This is a genomic window from Streptomyces sp. NPDC007162, from assembly GCF_040634175.1.
Classification (GTDB): domain Bacteria; phylum Actinomycetota; class Actinomycetes; order Streptomycetales; family Streptomycetaceae; genus Streptomyces.
On record NZ_JBEYFC010000574.1, the window covers coordinates 1 to 5,168 of the forward strand.

The following is a 5,168-nucleotide window of genomic DNA, read 5'->3' on the forward strand; positions in this document are numbered from 1 at the left end:
ACAGCCGCTGGGCACCTTGAGCAGGTTGGGCGGCAGGCCCTTGATGGCGTAGAGCTCCTGGCCCTTCTGGTCCAGGCGCGGGATCGAGTCCAGCAGACCCCGGGTGTAGGGGTGCGCGGGCCGCTTGTACAGCTCGTGGACCGGTGCCGTCTCGACGATCCGGCCCGCGTACATCACGGCGATCTTGTCGGCCACGTCCGCCACGACGCCGAGGTCGTGGGTGATGAGGATCAGGCCCATCTGGTACTCGCGCTGGAGTTCCGCGAGCAGGTCCATGACCTGGGCCTGGACGGTCACGTCGAGGGCCGTCGTCGGCTCGTCGGCGATGATCAGGTCCGGTTCCAGGGCGAGCGCCATCGCGATCATGATGCGCTGGCGCATACCGCCGGAGAACTGGTGCGGGTAGTCGTTCACCCGGGCCGCGGCGGCCGGGATCTTCACCCGGTCCATCAGCTCGATCGCCTTGGCCTTGGCGTCCTTCTTGGACATGCCCTGGTGGACGCGGAACATCTCGCCGAGCTGGTAGCCCACGGAGAGCACCGGGTTCAGCGAGGAGAGGGCGTCCTGGAAGATCATCGCGATCCGGGCGCCGCGCAGCTTGCGCCGCTCCTCGTCGGACATGGTGAGCATGTCCTGACCGTAGAAGCGGATCTCCCCCTTGGGGATGCGGGCCGGCGGCATGTCGAGGATGCCCATGATCGCCTGCGCGGTCACGGACTTCCCGGAGCCGGACTCGCCGAGCACGGCGAGGGTCTCTCCGGAGTTCACGGAGTAGTTGACACCGTTGACGGCGCGGACGACGCCTTCGCGGGTCTGGAACTCGACGTGCAGGTCACGCACTTCGAGCAGGGGGCCGGTGCGCTCGGGGTCGCCGGGGCGCGGGGCCGGAACGGCGTCCGTCGGGTCGATGATGGTCACGTACGCCTCCCTCAGCGCATCTTGGGGTCGAAGGCGTCGCGGACCACGTCGCCGAGCACGATGAACGCCAGCACGGTGATGCTCAGCGCACCTGCCGGGAACAGCAGCGCGTGCGGGCTGGTCAGGAACCGGTCCTGGGCGTCGCTGATCATGACGCCCCACGAGATGTTCGGGTACTGGATGCCGATGCCCAGGTAGGACAGGGCGGCCTCGGCGGCGATGTAGACGCCCAGGTTCATGGTGGTGATGACGATGACGGGGGCGAGCGTGTTCGGCAGGATGTGCCGGAAGGCGATCCGTCCCGAGTCCGCGCCCAGCGCCCGGGCGGCCATCACGTAGTCGTTGTACTTGTTGCCGATGACCTCGCCGCGCATGATCCGGAAGACCTGCGGCCAGCCGAGGATCGCCATGATGAACGACACCGACCACACGTCGCCGCCGCCCCAGATCGACATGATCAGCAGACCGCCGACGATGAGCGGCAGGGCGGAGAACACCTCGGTGATGCGGGACAGCAGCGCGTCGACCCAGCCGCCGACCAGACCGGACAGCATGCCCAGCAGACCGCCGATCAGCGTGGTGACCAGGGTCGTGACCACACCGACGACGATCGAGTTGCGGGTGCCGTACACGGTACGCGTGTAGATGTCGCAACCCTGGACGTCGTAGCCGAAGAGGTGCCCGGAGGACGGTCCGTTCATGGAGTTCTGGAGCTGGCAGAAGCCGTCCGAGAACGGGGAACGGCCCGTGAACAGGCTGGGCGCGATCGCCAGGGCGAGCAGGCACACGATGATGAAGGCCGTCACCAGGAACATGGGCCGCTTGCGCAGGTCCGCCCAGCCGTCCTTGAGCAGGCTCGCCTGCCGGGCCGCGGCCTTCTCCTCGGCCTCGATCTCCTTGGCGATGGCGGCCTCGTCGGTGGTGGGCCTCTCTATCGTCTTCTCACTCATAGCGAATCCTCGGGTCGAGCACGGCGTACAGCAGGTCTACGAGGAGGTTGGCGACCAGGTAGATCAGGACGAGCAGGGTCACCAGACCGACCACGACCGGCCGTTCCCGCAGATACACGGACTGGGCCAGCTGACCGCCGATACCGGGCAGGTTGAACACGCGCTCGGTGATGATGGCACCGCCCATGAGGGCGCCCAGGTCGAAGCCGAGGAAGGTGACCACCGGGATCAGGGAGTTGCGCAGCGAGTGCACGCCGATGACCCGCCAGCGCGGCAGACCCTTGGCCACCGCGGTACGGACGTAGTCCGCGCGGTTGGACTCGGTCATGCTGGTGCGCACCAGGCGGGCGATGTAGGCCATGGAGGTCGAGGCGAGCACGATGGCCGGGAGGATGTAGCTCTGCGGCCAGCCCTTCTCGATGCCGGCGACCGGTGTGGCCTTGAGGTTCACACCGAACTCCAGCTGGAGCACGCTGCCGAGCACGAAGACGGGGATCGAGATCAGGACGAGCGTCGAGATCAGCACGACGTTGTCGATGAACTTGCCCCGCTTCAGGGCGGAGAAGATGCCGGCGAGGATGCCGATGACGGCCTCGATGGCGAACGCCGTCAGACCCAGCTTCAGGGTGACGGGGAACCGCTGGGAGACGATGTCCGAGATGGCACGTCCGTTGTACGTCTCACCGAGGTCACCGGTGAAGACGCCGCTGATGTAGTGCCAGTACTGCTGGTACAGCGGCTCGTTGAGGTGGTAGTGCGCGCGAAGGATCGCCGCGATGTTGGGGTCGGCGCGCTTGTCGCCGGCCAGTGCCTGGATCGGGTCGCCGGGCAGAGCGAAGACCAGGCAGAAGATGATGAACGTGACGCCTATCACCACAGGGATCACCTGCAGGAGGCGGCGCACGACGTATCGGCCCATGGGTACTCCAGAGGGGGTGCTCGACCCGACCGCGACCGGAGGGGATCGGCACGGTCGGACGGGAGACGGCAGCAGGAGTGAGCAGGGGAAGGTCGAACCTCCCCCTGCTCACCCCGTACCGCTCTGTGTCAGAACTGTTCAGAACGTGGTCAGTTGAGCTTGACCGTGTCCCACAGGATCTGGTGACCGGCGATCTTCATCGACTTGATCTTGTCGCTGAAGCCGGTGTTCAGGGTGTAGAAGTACACCGGGATGTACGGCAGGTCCTTGAGGAGGACGTCGTCCGCCTGCTGGTACTTCTTGATGGCGTCCTCGTGCGTCGGGGCCTGGTCGCCCTGGACGAGGAGCTTCTCGAAGTCCTCGTTGACGTAGCCGGAGTAGTTGGAGCCGTTGGCGATGGCGTCCTTGGAGAAGACCGGACGGAGGTAGTCCTCCATGTCCGGGTAGTCCATGCTCCAGGCCATCCGGAACGCGCCCTGGTACTTCTTGGCGTCCAGGTCGTTGAGGATCGTCTGGAACTGCTCGAACGGCTTGGCCGTCACCTTGACGCCGAGGGCCTGCTGGATCTGGTTGGAGACGGCCTCGACCCACTCCTTGTGGCCGCCGTCCGCGTTGTAGCCGATCTCCAGCGTGTTGCCCGGCAGGCCGCCGCTCTGCTTGTAGAGCTCCTTGGCCTTGGTCGGGTTGTAGGTGCACGAGTCGCCGCAGGCACCCTTGCGGTAGCCGTCGATGATCGGGCTGATGTAGTCGTCCGCGGGCGTACGGGAGCCGAGGAAGACCTTGTCCGCGATCGTCTTGCGGTCGATCGACATGGAGATGGCCTTGCGGAGGTCCGCGTTCTGGAAGGCCTTGTTGTACTTGATCGGGAAACCGATGTAACCGACGGCCGAGTCGGGCTCGTCGATGTAACGGCCCGCGAGGTCCTTGTGGTACGTCGGGAGACCCGAGGTGGGGATCGTCAGCAGGGTGTCGAGGTTGCCCGCGACGACGTCCTTGTAGGCGGTGTCCAGGTCCGAGTAGATCTTGAAGTTGACGCCCTTGACCTCGATCTTCGAGGCGTCCGGGTACTTGGCGTACTTCGTGACGTCGATCTCTTCGTTGTGCTTGAACTTGCCCTTCATCTCGAAGGGGCCGTTGCCGATCGGAGCCTCGCCGAAGCCCTTCGGGTCCTTGAAGAACGCCTTGGGCAGCGGGACGAACGCGGTGAAGGACAGCTGCGACGGGAACGCCGAGAACGGACCGTTCAGCGTGACCTGGAGAGTGTTGTCGTCGACGACCTTCAGACCGGACAGCTTGTCGGTCTTGGGCTTCTTGCCCTCACCCGGGTTCAGGTCCGCGTAGCCCGCGATGTGGCTGAACAGCGGGTTGGTCTGCTGCGCGTTGGTCTGGTTCGCGCCGTAGTTCCACGCGTCGGCGAAGGACTGGGCGGTGACCTTCTCGCCGTTGTGGAACGTGTAGCCGGACTTGAGCTTGATCGTCCAGACCTTGTTGTCCTTGGTCTCGATCGACTCGGCCATCGCGTTGACGACCTTGTTGTCGGCGTCAAGCTTGGTCAGACCCGTGAAGAGGGCGTTGATGACCTGGCCGCCCTCGGTCTCGTACGTGTTGGTGGGAACCAGGCTGTTCTGCGGTTCGCCGATCTCCACCGAGACCACGCCGTTGCCCTTGCCCTTGCCCGAGCTGGTGTCGTCCCCGCCGCCACCACAGGCCGTCGCGCCCAGCGCCACAACGGCAGCTATCGCAACCCACTTGGCGCTCTTGGCACCACGCATGGGGCTCCTCCTCATGAGTCCATTGATTCACCGCGGAGGGGAGCACACGACACTTCGCCGTCACCGGCGCCTGAAATCGTGAGGTGGACTCCCCGCGCTCGCAGGTCGACGCCGCGTCCAGCGCATGACCTGTTGATCCGAGCTCTACGCGCCTAACTATCTGCCATCCGACATGACCGAACCACACTCATAAGGTCTCGGTTCGATCACACCTTCCGCGTACATCTTCCAAAATCCGGACAAAGGGTTAGCCGAAAGATCCCTGCGAAACGGACTTGTTACACATCTATCGGTCGCGAATGTTCGTATACCGAACGCGAGTGGGATGAAAATCCAGTTGCAGAATCCCGGCGGCTGCGGCATGGGCGCAGGGGGGAGCACTCGCTGTGAGAAAGCGTAGTGCCGTACAGGCCCCTCTTCGCGGTTCCACGGCCAGAACGAGGGTTTTCCCTACCCTCCGCCCGGTCCCGCGCCGGAGGCGGGTCCCCCGCCGACAAAAGGGCCGGGCACCCCGCGGTGCGGGGTGCCCGGTGCCTGCTGTGGGAAGCCGGCGTCAGCCGTGCTTCGACGACATCGTGGACCTTGTCGACGAAGTACGGGTCAGTCGAC

The 5,168-nt window shown here is 65.2% G+C and carries 4 protein-coding genes; all 4 read right to left on the minus strand.

Annotated elements, in window-relative coordinates; all coding sequences use genetic code 11:
- Positions 1–918 (minus strand): ABC transporter ATP-binding protein (locus ABZ646_RS39505; RefSeq protein WP_360530436.1); only part of this gene is annotated, 918 nt, incomplete at its 3' end.
- An 11-nt stretch (positions 919–929) separates the two neighbouring features.
- Complete coding sequence (locus tag ABZ646_RS39510; protein WP_360530439.1) at positions 930–1,868, minus strand: ABC transporter permease; 939 nt, start codon at positions 1,866–1,868, stop codon at positions 930–932.
- Positions 1,861–2,787, minus strand: a complete 927-nt coding sequence (locus ABZ646_RS39515) for an ABC transporter permease (RefSeq protein ID WP_360530442.1) — start codon at positions 2,785–2,787, stop codon at positions 1,861–1,863. The genes ABZ646_RS39510 and ABZ646_RS39515 overlap by 8 nt, the downstream gene beginning before the upstream one ends.
- A 149-nt stretch (positions 2,788–2,936) precedes the next feature.
- The gene (locus ABZ646_RS39520) at positions 2,937–4,559 is read right to left on the minus strand and encodes an ABC transporter substrate-binding protein (RefSeq protein ID WP_360530445.1); all 1,623 of its coding nucleotides are present in this window, start codon (positions 4,557–4,559) and stop codon (positions 2,937–2,939) included.
- Between the last annotated feature and the right edge of the window lie 609 nt (positions 4,560–5,168).

Coding starts and splice junctions, on each gene's coding strand:
- ABZ646_RS39510 (WP_360530439.1), bottom strand. CDS start 1,868: ATGAGTGAGAAGACGATAGAGAGGCCCACCACCGACGAGGCCGCCATC.
- ABZ646_RS39520 (WP_360530445.1), bottom strand. CDS start 4,559: ATGCGTGGTGCCAAGAGCGCCAAGTGGGTTGCGATAGCTGCCGTTGTG.
- ABZ646_RS39515 (WP_360530442.1), bottom strand. CDS start 2,787: ATGGGCCGATACGTCGTGCGCCGCCTCCTGCAGGTGATCCCTGTGGTG.